The 14,253-nt window shown below is 62.9% G+C and carries 16 protein-coding genes; 13 read left to right on the top strand and 3 right to left on the bottom strand.

Annotated features, from left to right (window positions below; genetic code table 11):
- Window positions 1-177: 177 nt before the first annotated feature.
- Window positions 178-576, bottom strand: coding sequence for an NINE protein (locus tag ACNFCJ_RS16855; protein ID WP_179574707.1), 399 nt, complete (start codon window positions 574-576; stop codon window positions 178-180).
- Window positions 577-723: 147 nt separating this feature from the next.
- Here ACNFCJ_RS16855 and ACNFCJ_RS16850 point away from each other — a divergent pair, with 147 nt between their 5' ends.
- On the top strand, window positions 724-1,935 hold the full coding sequence (locus ACNFCJ_RS16850; protein ID WP_179574708.1) for a putative DNA modification/repair radical SAM protein: 1,212 nt from the start codon (window positions 724-726) through the stop codon (window positions 1,933-1,935).
- Window positions 1,935-2,822, top strand: coding sequence for a TIGR03915 family putative DNA repair protein (locus tag ACNFCJ_RS16845; protein WP_416772546.1), 888 nt, complete (start codon window positions 1,935-1,937; stop codon window positions 2,820-2,822). Before ACNFCJ_RS16850 ends, ACNFCJ_RS16845 begins: the two co-directional genes overlap by 1 nt.
- On the opposite strand, the gene ACNFCJ_RS16840 is transcribed toward ACNFCJ_RS16845, so the two are convergent.
- Together ACNFCJ_RS16840 and pilT are read right to left on the bottom strand one after the other, a co-directional pair.
- Window positions 2,788-3,933 (bottom strand): PilT/PilU family type 4a pilus ATPase, encoded by a 1,146-nt coding sequence (locus ACNFCJ_RS16840; RefSeq protein WP_416772544.1) that lies wholly within the window; start codon window positions 3,931-3,933, stop codon window positions 2,788-2,790. The genes ACNFCJ_RS16845 and ACNFCJ_RS16840 overlap by 35 nt on opposite strands.
- Window positions 3,934-4,059: 126 nt before the next feature.
- The gene (gene pilT, locus ACNFCJ_RS16835; protein ID WP_003463935.1) at window positions 4,060-5,094 is read right to left on the bottom strand and encodes a type IV pilus twitching motility protein PilT; all 1,035 of its coding nucleotides are present in this window, start codon (window positions 5,092-5,094) and stop codon (window positions 4,060-4,062) included.
- A gap of 75 nt (window positions 5,095-5,169) precedes the next feature.
- On the opposite strand from pilT, the gene ACNFCJ_RS16830 reads away from it, so the two are divergent.
- The 11 genes from ACNFCJ_RS16830 to ACNFCJ_RS16780 all read left to right on the top strand — a co-directional run bounded on the left by ACNFCJ_RS16830 (window position 5,170) and on the right by ACNFCJ_RS16780 (window position 14,204).
- Window positions 5,170-5,862 carry a YggS family pyridoxal phosphate-dependent enzyme gene (locus tag ACNFCJ_RS16830; RefSeq protein ID WP_106733310.1) on the top strand — a complete coding sequence of 231 codons (693 nt, stop codon included), beginning with the start codon at window positions 5,170-5,172 and terminating at the stop codon, window positions 5,860-5,862.
- Window positions 5,863-5,879: 17 nt separating this feature from the next.
- Window positions 5,880-6,698, top strand: coding sequence for a pyrroline-5-carboxylate reductase (gene proC / locus ACNFCJ_RS16825; protein ID WP_416772541.1), 819 nt, complete (start codon window positions 5,880-5,882; stop codon window positions 6,696-6,698).
- Window positions 6,699-6,709: 11 nt separating this feature from the next.
- Window positions 6,710-7,303 (top strand): YggT family protein, encoded by a 594-nt coding sequence (locus ACNFCJ_RS16820; protein ID WP_416772540.1) that lies wholly within the window; start codon window positions 6,710-6,712, stop codon window positions 7,301-7,303.
- 2 nt (window positions 7,304-7,305) lie between these two features.
- Window positions 7,306-7,596 carry a DUF167 domain-containing protein gene (locus ACNFCJ_RS16815; protein WP_296233702.1) on the top strand — a complete coding sequence of 97 codons (291 nt, stop codon included), beginning with the start codon at window positions 7,306-7,308 and terminating at the stop codon, window positions 7,594-7,596.
- Between the two features lie 182 nt (window positions 7,597-7,778).
- Window positions 7,779-9,755, top strand: a complete 1,977-nt coding sequence (locus tag ACNFCJ_RS16810; protein WP_416772538.1) for a dynamin family protein — start codon at window positions 7,779-7,781, stop codon at window positions 9,753-9,755.
- Between the two features lie 84 nt (window positions 9,756-9,839).
- A complete protein-coding gene (metX, locus tag ACNFCJ_RS16805; protein ID WP_416772536.1) occupies window positions 9,840-10,979 on the top strand; it encodes a homoserine O-succinyltransferase MetX in 1,140 nt (379 codons plus the stop codon).
- A gap of 2 nt (window positions 10,980-10,981) precedes the next feature.
- Window positions 10,982-11,602, top strand: a complete 621-nt coding sequence (metW, locus tag ACNFCJ_RS16800) for a methionine biosynthesis protein MetW (RefSeq protein WP_024309842.1) — start codon at window positions 10,982-10,984, stop codon at window positions 11,600-11,602.
- Window positions 11,603-11,616: 14 nt separating this feature from the next.
- Window positions 11,617-12,033 (top strand): DUF4426 domain-containing protein, encoded by a 417-nt coding sequence (locus ACNFCJ_RS16795; RefSeq protein ID WP_416772534.1) that lies wholly within the window; start codon window positions 11,617-11,619, stop codon window positions 12,031-12,033.
- Entirely contained in the window at window positions 12,026-12,634 is a 609-nt protein-coding gene (rdgB, locus tag ACNFCJ_RS16790; protein WP_416772533.1) for an RdgB/HAM1 family non-canonical purine NTP pyrophosphatase, read from the top strand. The genes ACNFCJ_RS16795 and rdgB overlap by 8 nt, the downstream gene beginning before the upstream one ends.
- A complete protein-coding gene (hemW, locus tag ACNFCJ_RS16785) occupies window positions 12,631-13,791 on the top strand; it encodes a radical SAM family heme chaperone HemW (RefSeq protein ID WP_125879707.1) in 1,161 nt (386 codons plus the stop codon). Before rdgB ends, hemW begins: the two co-directional genes overlap by 4 nt.
- Before the next feature lie 89 nt (window positions 13,792-13,880).
- Entirely contained in the window at window positions 13,881-14,204 is a 324-nt protein-coding gene (locus ACNFCJ_RS16780; RefSeq protein WP_099525941.1) for a DUF3392 domain-containing protein, read from the top strand.
- The last annotated feature ends 49 nt before the right edge of the window (window positions 14,205-14,253 follow it).

The raw sequence follows: 14,253 nt of genomic DNA, 5'->3' as shown, positions 1-14,253 counted from the left end.
AGTGCCAAGGCGCGGGAAAGTCGCATAAAAAATCCGATGCTCAAAACAAGCATCGGATTTTCGTTTCAGCGCGCAGAAGGTCAAGCTGTAGCGCTTAACTGACTGGCATTATTCCGTGGGATGCCCTTTTCATTTTCCCCGGAGTGCATCCGGGCAACGGCGCTTGATTCCCCTGACTCAACCGCGCTGTGCGTTCTTGATCGAGATCTGAGTATTGAGCGTCCAGAAGTCATAGAGCACGCCGACCAGGAACAAACCGCCGGTGAACAGGTAGATGATCCCGGTGATCCACTTGCCCTGATACATGCGGTGCACGCCGAACACGCCGAGGAAGGTCAGCAGAATCCACGCCACGTTGTAATCGGTTTCACCTGCGGTAAAGCGCAGATCGGCCTCGCGATCCATCGCCGGAATCAGAAACAGGTCGATGATCCAGCCGATGAACAGCAGGCCGAGGGTGAAGAACCAGATGGTGCCGGTGACCGGCTTGCCATAGTAGAAGCGGTGGGAACCGAGAAAGCCGAAAATCCACAGCAGGTAGCCGATCAGCTTGCTGTGCGTATCCTGTCGTTGCATGGCGAACTCCTTGTGCGAGATACAGCTATGACGCTGCGCGCCGAGTGAAGGTTTCATTTGCAATGAGGCAGCACAACACAACGAATGGCTTGATAGCTGTACGACGCCCATATACTGTATAAAAAAACAGTACAGATATGGCCTGCCATGCAACTGATCGAAAAGCTCACCATCCTCGCCGACGCCGCCAAGTATGACGCCTCCTGCGCCAGCAGCGGCGCACCAAAACGCAGCTCCAAGGGCAAGGACGGCATCGGTTCGACCAATGGCATGGGCATCTGCCACAGCTATACACCGGACGGGCGCTGCGTGGCGCTGCTGAAGATCCTGCTGACCAACTTCTGCCTGTACGACTGCCAATACTGCATCAACCGTCGTTCCAGTGACGTACCTCGCGCGCGCTTTACCCCCGAGGAAGTGGTGACGCTGACCCTGGACTTCTACAAGCGCAACTGCATCAGCGGCCTGTTCCTCAGCTCCGGAATCATCCGCTCGGCCGACTACACCATGGAGCAGCTGATCCGCGTCGCCAAGCTGCTGCGTCAGGAGCACCAGTTCCGCGGCTACATTCACCTCAAGACCATTCCCGATGCCGCACCGGAGTTGATCGCCGAAGCCGGCCTGTACGCTGACCGCCTCAGCGTCAATATCGAGCTGCCCACCGAAACCAGCCTGGTGCGCCTGGCACCGGAAAAGAACGTCGGCAGCATCCACCAGGCCATGCACAAGATTCATCTCGGCGAGCGTGAGGCCAAGGAAGAACGCCGCGCGCCGCGCTTTGCCCCAGCCGGGCAGAGCACGCAGATGATCGTCGGTGCCGACGCCACCGATGACAGCACCATCCTGCACAACGCCCAGAGCCTGTATCACGACTACCGCCTGCGCCGCGTCTACTACTCGGCGTTCAGCCCGATTCCTCAGAGCCCGAAAACCGTGCCCTTCGAGGCGCCGCCACTGCTGCGCGAGCATCGCCTGTACCAGGCGGACTTCCTCATGCGCGGCTACGGTTTCAGCGCCACGGAGCTGCTCGCCGGTCCCGGCAACCTGGCGCTGGACATCGACCCCAAGCTGGCCTGGGCCCTGGCCAACCGCGAGCAGTTTCCCGTCGATCTCAACCGCGCCGACGAATCACTGATCGCCCGCGTGCCCGGGATCGGTGTGCTCAGCGCACGACGCCTGGGCGCGCTGCGGCGCGAACGGCGTATCCGCTACGAGGACCTGACCCGTCTGCGCTGCGTACTGGAAAAGGCCAAGCCGTTTATCGTCACTCAGGACTACCGGCCACCGCGCGCCGAACACGAATCCGTGGTGCTGCGTCAGCAACTGCGCGACACCCCGGCACAGATGGCCTTGTGGTGATGCATAGCCTGCGCTTCGACGGCAGCTTCGCCACCTGGCGCCAGGCCGCACGCCGCGCCTTGTTGCAAGGCCTGGCCCCGCACCAGTTGCAATGGCTGGACGAGGAGGCGCCGCCCAGCCTGTTCGACCAACCCGCCGAACGCGCGCCGGAGCCTAGCGGCCGCTTGCGCGTCTCCCCCGAACTGCTCGATCTGCTGGAAAGCGCTGCCCAGTACCGCGGCGATGAACGCTGGAGCCTGCTCTACCGTGTGCTGTGGCGTTTCGTGCAGGGCGAACGCAGCGCTGTGCTGGCCGGCGACCCCGATGGCAGCGAGCTGCATCGCCGGCTCAAGGCGGTGCGCCGCGAAGCCCATCATCTGCATGCCTTCGTACGTTTCCAGCCATGCAAAATCCCTGACGCGCCAGACTTCGTCGCCTGGTTCGAACCCGCGCATGACATTCTCGCCTCGGCCAGCGGGCACTTCGCCGAACGCCTGGGCAAGCACAGCTGGTTGATCGCCACGCCGCGCGACGGCGTGTACTGGGATGGCCAGCACCTGCAGCACGAACGCCGCTGCCCGGCGCAGTGGCAGGCCTGGGCACAACAGCCCGAGGATGACGGCCAGGCCCTGTGGCGCGCCTATTACGGCAGCACCTTCAACCCGGCACGCCTAAACCGCACGGTGATGCAGCAGCATCTGCCACTGAGGTTCTGGAAGCACCTGCCGGAAGGCCCACTGATTCCGCAACTGATGAGCGAAGCACGCGCCGGTGCGCAACGCGATGGCCAGGCGTTGGTGCTGGCCGGCAAGAAGGGCAAACGCATCCCCCAGATAAGCGAAGGGGACGCATCACGTCCCCCGTCTGGCAGCATCAGCGGAAGCGACGCCCCGGATCTTCCTCGCTGACCTCCAGCGCCAGGCCCTGGGCCATGCTGGTCAGGTGATCGCCATCGGTTTCCGAACCGAGCTTGATCATCAGGCGCAGGTCGTTGGCCGAGTCGGCGTAGAGCAGCGCATCTTCGTAGGTGATCTCGCCCTGAGTGTAGAGGTTGTACAGCGCCTGGTCGAAGGTCTGCATGCCCTGCTCGGTGGAGCGCTTCATCAGGCCCTTGAGCTCGTGCACTTCACCCTTGCGGATCAGGTCAGCGGCCAGCGGGGTGTTGATCAGCACCTCGATCACCGCGCGGCGACCTTTACCATCTGGGGTTGGAATCAGCTGCTGAGCGACAATGGCCTTGAGGTTGAGCGACAGGTCCATCCACACCTGGTTCTGCCGGTCGGCCGGGAAGAAGTTGATGATGCGGTCCAGCGCCTGGTTGGCGTTGTTGGCGTGCAGGGTGGCCAGACACAGGTGACCGGTTTCGGCGAAAGCCACGGCATGATCCATGGTCTCGCGGGTCCGCACCTCGCCGATGAGGATCACGTCCGGCGCCTGACGCAGCGTGTTCTTCAGGGCCACTTCAAACGACTCGGTGTCGATGCCCACTTCACGCTGAGTGACGATGCAGCTCTGGTGCTGGTGGATGTACTCGATCGGGTCTTCGATGGAGATGATATGACCACTGCTGTTCCTGTTGCGGTAGCCGATCATTGCCGCCAGCGAAGTGGACTTACCGGTACCGGTGGCACCGACGAACAGCACCAGGCCGCGCTTGGTCAGCGCCAGCTTCTTGAGAATTTCCGGCAGCTTGAGCTCGTCGATGGTCGGGATGGTGGTCTCGATGCGGCGCAGCACCATGCCCACCAGGTTGCGCTGGTAGAAAGCACTGGCACGGAAACGGCCGATGCCACGGGCGCTGATGGCGAAGTTGCATTCGTGCTTTTCGGCAAACTCGCGACGCTGTGCCTCGTTCATCACCCCCAGCACGGTTTCGCGGGTCATTTCCGGCGACATGGCGGTCTTGGTCACCGGCATAATCTTGCCATTGACCTTCATCGACGGCGGCACGCCAGCGGTGATGAACAGGTCGGAACCACCTTTTTCGACCATCAGGCGCAGTAATTTTTCGAATTCCATCGTCGTTCTCGCCGCTTCGTGTGCAATGCCCTTCGGCAGCCATCTGCCGAATCATGGGAGCGAGCTGTGCCCGCGAAAAGGGTGAAGCGAAAGCTTCGCGAGCAACGCTCGCTCCCACACCAGTTCCTAGAAGTTTTCCGGGCTCTTGGCCTTCTCGCGCGCACTGTCGCGGCTGACCAGGCCCTTGGATACCAGGGTCTTGAGGCACGCATCGAGGGTCTGCATGCCCAGCGCACCGCCGGTCTGGATCGCCGAATACATCTGCGCGACCTTGTCCTCGCGGATCAGGTTACGAATGGCAGGCGTACCGATCATGATTTCGTGCGCCGCCACACGACCGCCGCCGATTTTCTTCAGCAGGGTCTGCGAGATCACCGCCTGCAGCGACTCGGAGAGCATCGAACGCACCATCGACTTCTCTTCGGCCGGGAACACGTCGACCACGCGGTCGATGGTCTTGGCAGCGGAGGTGGTGTGCAGGGTGCCGAAAACCAGGTGACCGGTTTCCGCGGCGGTCAGCGCCAGGCGGATGGTTTCCAGGTCGCGCATCTCACCCACCAGGATGATGTCCGGGTCTTCACGCAGCGCCGAACGCAGCGCTTCGGAGAAGCCGTGAGTGTCGCGGTGCACCTCACGCTGGTTGACCAGGCACTTCTTCGACTCGTGAACGAATTCGATGGGGTCTTCGATGGTGAGGATATGGTGGTACTTGTTGCTGTTAAGGTAGTCGAGCATCGCCGCGAGGGTGGTCGACTTGCCCGAACCGGTGGGGCCGGTGACCAGCACCAGGCCGCGCGGCACGTCGGTGATCTTGCGGAAGACCTCGCCCATGCCCAGGTCTTCCATGGTCAGCACCTTGGACGGAATGGTACGGAACACAGCACCGGCGCCACGGTTCTGGTTGAAGGCGTTGACCCGGAAACGCGCCACACCCGGCACTTCGAAGGAGAAGTCGGTCTCGAGGAACTCTTCGAAGTCCTTGCGCTGCTTGTCATTCATGATGTCGTAGATCAGCGCGTGTACCTGCTTGTGATCCAGCGGCGGCAGGTTGATACGGCGCACATCGCCGTCGACGCGGATCATCGGCGGCAGTCCCGCCGAGAGGTGCAAATCCGACGCGCCTTGCTTGGCGCTGAAGGCGAGCAGCTCAGTGATATCCATGGGACTCCCCAATTACAAGCAAGCAGGTAGAATGCCGCGAACGCTTAACGAGCGGGCTTTGATAGAGCGCAGGTAATGTCCACGATAGCAGAGAATATTGCAAAGGTCGGTGCGCGTATCCGTGAGGCGGCGCAAGCCTCGCAGCGTAATTTCGCGGATATCGGCCTGCTCGCGGTGAGCAAGACCAAACCGGCAGACGCCATTCGTGAAGCCCACGCAGTCGGCGTGCGCGATTTCGGCGAAAACTACCTGCAAGAGGCTCTGGAGAAACAGGTCGAACTGGGTGATTTGCCCTTGATCTGGCACTTCATCGGCCCCATTCAGTCAAACAAGACCCGGCCCATCGCCGAGCATTTCGACTGGGTGCACTCCGTGGATCGTCTGAAAATTGCCCAACGCCTGTCGGATCAGCGCCCCGCCCACCTGCCACCGCTGAATATCTGCCTGCAGGTCAACGTCAGCGGCGAGGACAGCAAGTCCGGCTGCCGCCCCGATGAGCTAACGGCGCTGGCCCAGGCCGTCGTTGCCCTGCCAAACCTCAGGCTGCGCGGGCTGATGGCGATTCCCGAACCGACCGACGATGTCGCCGCACAACACGCCGCCTTCGCCCGCCTGCGCCAACTGCGTGATGAGCTGGCGCTGAACCTCGATACCTTGTCCATGGGCATGAGCCATGACCTGGAAGCCGCCATCGCCGAAGGCGCCACCTGGGTGCGCATCGGCACCGCCCTGTTCGGTGCCCGCGACTACGGCCAGCCCACTCACTGAATGAAGGATTTTCTGCAATGAGCAACCCGACCATCGCCTTCGTCGGCGCCGGCAACATGGCCGCCAGCCTGATTGGTGGTATGCGTGCGCAGGGCGTGGCAGCCAGCGCCATCCGCGCCAGCGAGCCTGGCAGCGAACAACGTACTCGTCTGCAGCAGGAACACGGCATCGCCACCTTCGCCGACAATGGCGAGGCCATCAAGGGTGCCGATCTGGTCGTACTGGCGGTCAAACCACAGATCATGAAAACGGTATGCCAGGATCTGGCGCCACACCTGGCTCCCAACCAGGTGATCATCTCCATCGCCGCCGGCATCAGTTGCGCCAGCCTGGAGAACTGGCTTGGCCAGCGCCCGGTAGTGCGCTGCATGCCCAATACCCCGGCGTTGCTGCGCCAGGGCGTATCCGGGCTGTTCGCCAATGCGCGCGTCAGCGCCGCGCAGAAGGCCCAGGCCGAAGAGGTGCTGAGCGCCGTGGGACTGGCCCTGTGGCTGGATGAAGAAGCCCAGCTCGACGCCGTTACCGCCGTGTCCGGCAGTGGCCCGGCCTATTTCTTCCTGCTGATCGAAGCGATGACGGCGGCCGGCGAGCAGCTCGGCCTGCCCCGCGAAACCGCCACACGCCTGAGCATCCACACCGCACTCGGCGCGGCGCGCATGGCCAGCGAGAGTGATGTCGACGCCGCCGAATTGCGTCGCCGTGTGACCTCGCCGAACGGAACCACCGAAGCGGCGATCAAAACCTTCCAGGCCGGCGGCTTCGAAGCGCTGGTACAACAGGCACTGAATGCCGCCGCCAATCGCTCGGCCGAGCTGGCCGAACAACTGGGTCAATAAAGGAAGCACACATGTCCGGACTCATCGAAGCCCTGATCTACATCATTCAGACCCTCGGCAGCCTGTATCTGCTGATCGTCCTGCTGCGTTTCATCCTGCAACTGGTACGTGCGGACTTCTACAACCCGCTGAGCCAGTTCATCGTCAAGGCCACGCAACCGCTGGTAACTCCACTGCGCCGGATCATTCCGGGCTTCGCCGGGCTGGACCTGGCTTCGCTGGTGCTGGCTATCCTGGTACAGCTGCTGCTGATGATCGTCACCCTGACCCTGATGGGCTACAACGTCGGCGGTTTCATTGCGCAGCTGCTGGTGTGGTCGGTAATCGGCGTGACCTCGCTGTTTCTCAAGGTGTTCTTCTTCGCCCTGATCATCAGCGTGATCCTTTCCTGGGTCGCCCCGGGCAGCTACAACCCCGGCGCGCAACTGGTCAACCAGATCTGCGAACCGCTGCTGGCGCCGTTCCGCAAGCTGCTGCCGAACCTGGGCGGCCTGGATATCTCGCCGATCTTCGCCTTCATCACCATCAATCTGATCGACCGCTTCGTGATCGGCGCTCTGGCAGCTTCCACCGGCCTGCCGCCGATGCTAAGCCCCTTCCTCTAAGGATGAGTTTCTTCCGCTGGGACGGCGAGGACCTGATCCTTGACTGCCACCTGCAGCCCAAGGCGAGCAAGGACGAGTTCGCCGGGCTGCATGGTGAGCGGCTGAAGATCCGCCTCACCGCCCCACCGGTCGACGGCAAGGCCAACGCCCATCTGCAGGCCTTCCTGGCCAAGGCCTTCGGCGTAGCCAAGAGCCAGGTGAGCCTGGAAAGCGGCGAACTCAATCGACAGAAACGCCTGCGCATTCGCGCCCCGCAGAGCCTGCCGCCGATTCCCGGCCTGCAGCGCCCCTGACGACCACTCAGCCGCCATTGCCGACCATAAGGCGGGACTGCTCAAGCAGCCAATTGACGGCGGCCCTGTACGCCGCATAATGCAAACTGTTCTCGCGAAACGCCGTGCGTCCTGGCGGCAAACCCAACCGAACCGTTACGCAGCCCCCGCAAGTGGATGATCTTGCCGAGAGGAGAGTCAGGATGAGCATGGAACGTCTCAGCCAGCAGGTTGACGCCTACGTCGCCTGGAAACGCGAACTGATGCGCGAGATCACGCGTTATCGCAGCTGGCTGGAGCACAACCGGCTCAACTCCGAGGCGGTTCAGGCCAAGCTCGAACGCGCGCTGAAGATCCTGCGTACCGACCATATCACCCTGGCTTTCGTCGGCGAGTTCTCGCGCGGCAAGACCGAGCTGATCAACAGCCTGTTCTTCTCCGAATACGGCCAGCGCATGCTACCTTCGCATGCCGGGCGCACCACCATGTGCCCCACCGAGCTGTTCTTCGATCCGCGCTCGGAGCGCCCCTACATTCGTCTGCTGCCGATCGAGACCCGCACGGCCTCGGCCAGTGTCGCGCAGTTCAAACGCATCCCCCGACACTGGGTGAACATTCCGCTGGATACCAGCGACCCGGCCAACATGGCGCTGGCTTTCAGCCAGGTGGCCAAGACCAAAGCCATGCCGGTGGAACAGGCGATCCAGCTCGGCTTCCACCCAGACATGCTCGAAGGCACCGGCAAACGCGGCCAAGTGCTGGTGCCTGCCTGGCGCCATGCGATGGTCAACTTCGATCATCCGCTGCTGCGCCAGGGCTTGCGTATTCTCGACACCCCCGGCCTAAACGCCTTGGGCAGTGAACCCGAGCTGACCCTGTCGATGCTGCCCAATGCCCAGGCGATCATCTTCCTGCTGTCCGCCGATACCGGCGTCACCGCCAGCGATATGCACATCTGGCAACAGCACATTCGTCAGCTCGACGAAGACACCCGAACCAGCCTGTTTGCCGTACTGAACAAGATCGACGTGCTATGGGACGACCTGGCAGGCGAGACTTTCGTGCAGAACGCCATCGGCCAGATCCAGAGCGCTACCGCCAAACAGCTGGGCATCGCCAAGCAGGACGTACTGCCGCTATCGGCCAAGCAGGCGCTGCTAGCCAAGGTGCGCAAGGACGAGGCGCTGCTGGCCCGCAGCCAGATGGCCAATCTGGAGACCCTGCTGTGCGAGCGTATCGTCGCGCAGAAGGAGCGCCTGATCGAAGATAGCGTGGTACGCCAGGTACTGGAGCTGCTCAACAACAGTCAACACGTGCTCAGCCTGCGCCTGGAGAAAGTCAGCGAACAGCTGGCCCTGCTCGGCAATCATCAGCAGGACAACGGCCAACTGCTGTTCGAACTCACCGCCAAGACCAAGGAAGACCACAGCCTGCACCACAAGCGCCTGCTCGGTCTGAAGACCAATCAGCGCCTGCTGCAACGCCAGGGCCAGTTGCTGCGCCATGCGGCACGCGCCGAGCGTCTGGAGCAACACCTGAACGAGGTGCGTCGCAACCTCACCGGCAGCTGGACCACCCTCGGCATCAACCAGGCCATCCTGCATTTCTTCCGCGCCGTCGAGCAGGACCTGCACAACCTGGAGCACGAAGCGGAGATGGCCAACAAGATGGTCGCCGCCATCTATCGCCGACACAACGAAGAAAGCCCGCTGGGCGGCGTCGATGCGCCGCAGTTCAAGATCCAGCGCTACCTGCGCGAGCTGAAAAAGCTGCAGGACAAGGGCGATCAGTTCCGCCTGCACGTGAAAACGTTGCTCACCGAACAACGCAGCCTGACCCGACGCTTCTTCGCCACTCTGGCTCAAGAAGTGATTGGCCTGCACCAGCGCCTGCGCCTGGACGCCGAACAGTGGGCCGCCGATGCACTGATGCCGCTGATGCAGCACACCCTGGAACACAAGCAGATGCTGGAAAGCCATATGCTGCGCCTCAAGGCGCTGGCCCAGGAAACCCAGCAAACGCGCAAGCGCAGCCTGCAACTTGCGCGCTACCAGGAAGAGCTGGAGCAACAGCTGGCCCAGGCCAGCGACATGCTCCGCGTGCTGCGCCGCCCGGCACCGGTGCAGCGCCAGGGCAAGGTGGTCAGCCTGCCGGTGGCGGCACGGCAACAAAGCCTGTAGCACAAGCGAACGCCCTGCTCGCTTGCCGCTACCGGCGGTGCTCTTTAGACTGGCGCCCTCCTCCGATTCATTAGCAGCGCCTCCATGCCCACTGCCTTTCCCGAAGATTCCGTCGGCCTGGTCAGCCCCCAGGTGTTCCGTTTCAGCGAGCCATTGGCGCTCGCCTGTGGGCGTAGCCTGGCCGAGTACGAACTGGTCGTCGAAGCCTATGGCGAGCTGAACGCCGCGCGCAGCAATGCCGTGCTGATCTGCCACGCCCTGTCCGGCCACCATCACGCCGCCGGCTACCACAGCCCGGATGATCGCAAACCCGGCTGGTGGGACAGCTGCATCGGCCCCGGCAAGCCGATCGACACCAACAAGTTCTTCGTCGTCAGCCTCAACAACCTCGGCGGCTGCAACGGCTCCACCGGCCCGAGCAGCACCAACCCGGCCACTGGCAAGCCCTACGGCGCCGATTTCCCGGTGATGACGGTCGAAGACTGGGTGCACAGCCAGGCGCGCCTGGCCGATGTGCTCGGCATCGAGCAATGGGCGGCGGTGATCGGCGGCAGCCTCGGCGGCATGCAGGCCATACAGTGGACCATCAGCTACCCAGAGCGCGTGCGTCACTGCCTGGCCATCGCCTCGGCGCCCAAACTGTCGGCGCAGAACATCGCCTTCAACGAAGTGGCGCGCCAGGCGATTCTCACCGACCCGGAATTCCATGGCGGACACTTCCAGGAACAGGGTGTGATCCCCAAGCGCGGCCTCATGCTTGCGCGCATGGTCGGGCACATCACCTACCTGTCCGATGACGCCATGGGCGAGAAATTCGGCCGTGGCCTGAAGAGTGAAAAGCTCAACTACGACTTCCACAGCGTCGAGTTCCAGGTGGAAAGCTACCTGCGCTACCAGGGTGAGGAATTCTCCGGCCGCTTCGACGCCAATACCTATCTGCTGATGACCAAGGCCCTGGATTACTTCGACCCGGCCGCCGCCAACGACGGTGACCTGGCCAAGACCCTGGCGGTGGCCAAGGCGGACTTCTGCCTGATGTCCTTCACCACCGACTGGCGCTTCTCCCCTGCCCGCTCGCGGGAGATCGTCGACGCGCTGACGGCGGCGAAGAAGAACGTCTGCTATCTGGAGATCGACGCACCACAGGGCCACGACGCCTTCCTCATGCCGATCCCGCGTTACCTGCAGGCGTTCGGCAGCTACATGAAGCGAATCGAGGTATGAGCATGCGAGCGGATCTGGACATCATCCAGGAATGGATCGCCCCGGGCAGCCGTGTGCTCGATCTGGGCTGCGGCGACGGCGAACTGCTCGCCTGGCTGCGTGATAATAAGCAGGTTTCCGGCTACGGCCTGGAAATCGACCCGGACAAGATCGCCCTGTGCATCGAGCGCGGCGTCAACGTCATCGAGCAGAACCTCGACCTGGGCCTGGGCAACTTCGCCAGCAACAGCTTCGACGTAGTGGTCATGACCCAGTCGCTGCAGGCGCTGCACTACCCGGACAAGGTGCTGGCCGAGATGCTGCGCGTCGGCAAGACCTGCATCATCACCTTCCCCAACTTCGGCCACTGGCGCTGCCGCTGGTATCTGACGACAAAAGGTCGCATGCCGGTGTCGGACTTCCTGCCCTATACCTGGTACAACACCCCGAACATCCACTTCTGCACCTTCGAGGACTTCGAGCGTCTCTGTCACGCCCAGGGTGCCCGCGTGGAAGAACGCCTGGCGGTGGACCGTGACCATCGCCACGGCATCGCCAGCCGCATCTGGCCCAACCTGCTGGGCGAGATCGGCATCTACCGCATCAGCGGCGCGGACCTCTCCGCCCACCGCGTCGCGGTCTGAACGAGGAGAACATCATGCGCCGCATCATTCCCTTCCTGATCGCCCTATGCCTGGCCCTGCCGGCCGCCGCCGAGCGCAAACAGAGCTTCGGCGATCTCGACGTGCACTACAGCGTGTTCAACTCCAGCTTCATCCAGCCGGATATCGCCAGCGCCGCCGGCCTGGTACGCAGCAAGACCCAAGGTGTGATCAACATTGCCGTGCTCAAAGCCGGCAAGCCCAGCACCGCCGTGGTCGGGGGCGAGGTGAAGGACCTGCTGGGCAAGAGCACTGCGCTAACGTTCCGCCAGGTCACCGAAGGCGAGGCCATCTATTACCTGGCGCAGTTCCCATTCAAGACCCGCGAAATGCTCAGCTTCACCCTGAACGTGCGCCAGGGTGATGAGGCACATCGCATCACCTTCAACCAGGAAATGTTCCCGGATGACTAAGCCAGTGAGTGGTTTAAAGGAGCTGGTCCTGGCCAGCCATAACGCCGGCAAGCTCAAGGAGCTGCAGGCCATGCTCGGCGACGCCGTGCGCGTGCGTTCGATCGGCGAATTCAGCCAGGTCGAGCCGGAAGAAACCGGTCTGTCGTTCGTCGAGAATGCCATCCTCAAGGCGCGCAACGCCGCGCGCATCTCCGGCTTGCCGGCACTGGCCGACGACTCCGGCCTGGCGGTGGACTTCCTCGGCGGCGCCCCCGGCATCTACTCGGCACGCTATGCCGATGGTCAGGGCGATGCGGCGAACAACGCCAAGCTGCTCAATGCTCTGAAAGACGTTCCGGACGCCCAGCGCGGCGCGCAGTTCGTCTGCGCCCTGGCGCTGGTTCGACATGCCGACGATCCGCTGCCGATCCTCTGCGAAGGCCTGTGGCACGGCAGCATCCTGCACGAAGCCCGCGGCGAACATGGCTTCGGCTACGACCCGCTGTTCTGGGTGCCGGAAACCCAGTGCTCCAGCGCCGAACTACCGGCCGAGCAGAAGAATCGCATCAGCCACCGCGCCCGCGCCATGGCCCTGCTCAAGCAGCGCCTGGGGCTGGCATGAGCGATTCCGCTGGCGGGAGTTTCCTGCTCCCGCCCCTGGCGCTCTACATCCACATCCCGTGGTGCGTGCGCAAATGCCCCTACTGCGACTTCAACTCCCACGCCGCCGGGCCGACGCTGCCTGAAGAAGAGTACGTCGACGCGCTGCTGGCCGACCTCGATATCGACCTGCAGCACGTCCATGGCCGGCAACTGACCTCGATCTTCTTCGGCGGCGGCACGCCCAGCCTGTTCTCCGACCGCGCCCTGGGCCGTTTGCTGGAAGGCGTAGAGCAACGTGTCGGCTTTGCGCCGGATATCGAAATCACCCTGGAGGCCAACCCTGGCACCTTCGAGCAAGCCAAGTTCAAGGGCTACAGGGCGCTGGGTATCAATCGCCTGTCTATCGGCGTGCAGAGTTTTCAGGAAGCCAAGCTCAAGGCACTGGGGCGCATCCACGATGGCGGCGAAGCCATCCGCGCTGCCGACATGGCCCGCGCCGCCGGCTTCGACAACTTCAACCTCGATCTGATGCACGGCCTGCCCGAGCAGAGCATCGAGGACGCCCTGTTCGACCTGCGCACCGCCATCAGCCAGGGCCCGACGCACCTGTCCTGGTACCAGCTGACCATGGAGCCGAACACGGTGTTCTGGAGCCAGCCGCCAACGCTTCCCGAGGACGATCTGCTGTGGGATATCCAGGAAGCCGGCCAGGCCCTGCTCGCGGCCGAAGGCTACGCGCAGTACGAAGTGTCCGCCTACGCCAAGCCTGGTAAGCAGGCACGACATAACCTCAACTACTGGACTTTTGGTGATTTCCTCGGCATCGGCGCTGGCGCCCACGCCAAGCTGAGCACACCTGCAGGGCGTATCCAGCGCACCTGGAAAACTCGCCTACCGAAGGACTACCTCGACCCAGCCAAGGCATTCCAGGCCGGCGAACGCCTGCTGGAAGCTGACGAGTTGCCCTTCGAGTTTCTGATGAACGTGCTGCGCCTGACCGAAGGTGCACCGGCCGAACTGTTCAGCCAGCGCACTGGCCTGCCTTTGCAGCAGCTCGAACAGGCGCGCCGCGAAGCCGAACGCCAGGGGCTGCTGCAGGCCGATCCAGCCCGCCTGGCAGCTACCACCAAGGGGCAACTGTTCCTCAACGATCTGCTGCAGCAGTTCCTGGCGTAGTTCACCCACAGAGCGGCATGAATCCGGTAGGCTAGCGCGCCTGATTCGCGCGGCCATTGCTCACGTCGCGCTGCACTGAAGGAGCCCGCATGGATCTGCTACTGGACCTGATCGTCACCCTTTCGCGCTGGAGCCGCAGCCACCTCAGCGATATTTCCCTGGCCATCATGGCCACTTTGCTGGTGCTGTTCGGCCCAGCCATCAACGCCTGGGTTCAACGCACCATCGGTAACCTCAATTTCGTCCTGCGCACCCTGCTGTTCGTGGTGTTCTGTGCGGTCGGCTACGGCCTGGCCATCGTCTTCCTCACGCCCTGGCTGGCCAAGGGCCTGGCGCACTTCAACAACTACACGCTGGCGCCAGTGCTGATTCTGATCTTCGCGGTCATCGGCATACTCGCCGACCGCAATTAGCCAGCCTGAAATGAGAAAGCCACCTCAAGGGTGGCTTTCTCGAACAACA

The sequence above is a fragment of the Pseudomonas sp. NY15364 genome (assembly GCF_048068235.1).
GTDB lineage: Bacteria > Pseudomonadota > Gammaproteobacteria > Pseudomonadales > Pseudomonadaceae > Aquipseudomonas > Aquipseudomonas mendocina_D.
The sequence above is the reverse complement of the archived record's forward strand: the minus strand, read 5'-3'. Positions and strand labels throughout refer to the sequence as shown.

Excerpts from the sequence above, each read along its gene's own strand:
- ACNFCJ_RS16855 (WP_179574707.1), bottom strand. The coding sequence starts at position 576 with ATGCAACGACAGGATACGCACAGCAAGCTGATCGGCTACCTGCTGTGG.
- ACNFCJ_RS16850 (WP_179574708.1), top strand. The coding sequence starts at position 724 with ATGCAACTGATCGAAAAGCTCACCATCCTCGCCGACGCCGCCAAGTAT.
- ACNFCJ_RS16845 (WP_416772546.1), top strand. The coding sequence starts at position 1,935 with ATGCATAGCCTGCGCTTCGACGGCAGCTTCGCCACCTGGCGCCAGGCC.
- ACNFCJ_RS16840 (WP_416772544.1), bottom strand. The coding sequence starts at position 3,933 with ATGGAATTCGAAAAATTACTGCGCCTGATGGTCGAAAAAGGTGGTTCC.
- pilT (WP_003463935.1), bottom strand. The coding sequence starts at position 5,094 with ATGGATATCACTGAGCTGCTCGCCTTCAGCGCCAAGCAAGGCGCGTCG.
- ACNFCJ_RS16830 (WP_106733310.1), top strand. The coding sequence starts at position 5,170 with ATGTCCACGATAGCAGAGAATATTGCAAAGGTCGGTGCGCGTATCCGT.
- proC (WP_416772541.1), top strand. The coding sequence starts at position 5,880 with ATGAGCAACCCGACCATCGCCTTCGTCGGCGCCGGCAACATGGCCGCC.
- ACNFCJ_RS16820 (WP_416772540.1), top strand. The coding sequence starts at position 6,710 with ATGTCCGGACTCATCGAAGCCCTGATCTACATCATTCAGACCCTCGGC.
- ACNFCJ_RS16815 (WP_296233702.1), top strand. The coding sequence starts at position 7,306 with ATGAGTTTCTTCCGCTGGGACGGCGAGGACCTGATCCTTGACTGCCAC.
- ACNFCJ_RS16810 (WP_416772538.1), top strand. The coding sequence starts at position 7,779 with ATGAGCATGGAACGTCTCAGCCAGCAGGTTGACGCCTACGTCGCCTGG.
- metX (WP_416772536.1), top strand. The coding sequence starts at position 9,840 with ATGCCCACTGCCTTTCCCGAAGATTCCGTCGGCCTGGTCAGCCCCCAG.
- metW (WP_024309842.1), top strand. The coding sequence starts at position 10,982 with ATGCGAGCGGATCTGGACATCATCCAGGAATGGATCGCCCCGGGCAGC.
- ACNFCJ_RS16795 (WP_416772534.1), top strand. The coding sequence starts at position 11,617 with ATGCGCCGCATCATTCCCTTCCTGATCGCCCTATGCCTGGCCCTGCCG.
- rdgB (WP_416772533.1), top strand. The coding sequence starts at position 12,026 with ATGACTAAGCCAGTGAGTGGTTTAAAGGAGCTGGTCCTGGCCAGCCAT.
- hemW (WP_125879707.1), top strand. The coding sequence starts at position 12,631 with ATGAGCGATTCCGCTGGCGGGAGTTTCCTGCTCCCGCCCCTGGCGCTC.
- ACNFCJ_RS16780 (WP_099525941.1), top strand. The coding sequence starts at position 13,881 with ATGGATCTGCTACTGGACCTGATCGTCACCCTTTCGCGCTGGAGCCGC.